The sequence below is a fragment of the Salinivibrio sp. KP-1 genome (genome assembly GCF_000968645.1).
Classification (GTDB): domain Bacteria; phylum Pseudomonadota; class Gammaproteobacteria; order Enterobacterales; family Vibrionaceae; genus Salinivibrio; species Salinivibrio siamensis.
In genome coordinates this window covers 1-693 of the sequence record NZ_LAQR01000023.1, presented here as the reverse complement: position 1 = coordinate 693, position 693 = coordinate 1, and the positions used below count along the sequence as shown (strand labels likewise).

At 53.0% G+C, this 693-nt stretch carries 1 rRNA gene; it reads right to left on the bottom strand.

Annotated features, from left to right (window positions below):
• A 16S ribosomal RNA gene (locus tag WN56_RS08600) occupies positions 1-693 on the bottom strand; the annotation flags it as partial.

Here is a 693-nt window from a genome sequence, read left to right as displayed (position 1 = left end):
AAGGTTAAGCTATCTACTTCTGGTGCAGCCCACTCCCATGGTGTGACGGGCGGTGTGTACAAGGCCCGGGAACGTATTCACCGTGGCATTCTGATCCACGATTACTAGCGATTCCGACTTCATGGAGTCGAGTTGCAGACTCCAATCCGGACTACGACAAACTTTAAGGGATTCGCTCCACTTCGCAGCTTCGCTGCCCTCTGTATCTGCCATTGTAGCACGTGTGTAGCCCTACTCGTAAGGGCCATGATGACTTGACGTCGTCCCCACCTTCCTCCGGTTTATCACCGGCAGTCTCCCTGGAGTTCCCACCTTTACGTGCTGGCAAACAAGGATAAGGGTTGCGCTCGTTGCGGGACTTAACCCAACATTTCACAACACGAGCTGACGACAGCCATGCAGCACCTGTCTCAGCGCTCCCGAAGGCACTCCTCTATCTCTAAAGGATTCGCTGGATGTCAAGAGTAGGTAAGGTTCTTCGCGTTGCATCGAATTAAACCACATGCTCCACCGCTTGTGCGGGCCCCCGTCAATTCATTTGAGTTTTAACCTTGCGGCCGTACTCCCCAGGCGGTCTACTTAATGCGTTAGCGTCGAAAGCCAAAGTCTTAAACCTCAACCTCCAAGTAGACAGCGTTTACGGCGTGGACTACCAGGGTATCTAATCCTGTTTGCTACCCACGCTTTCGCATC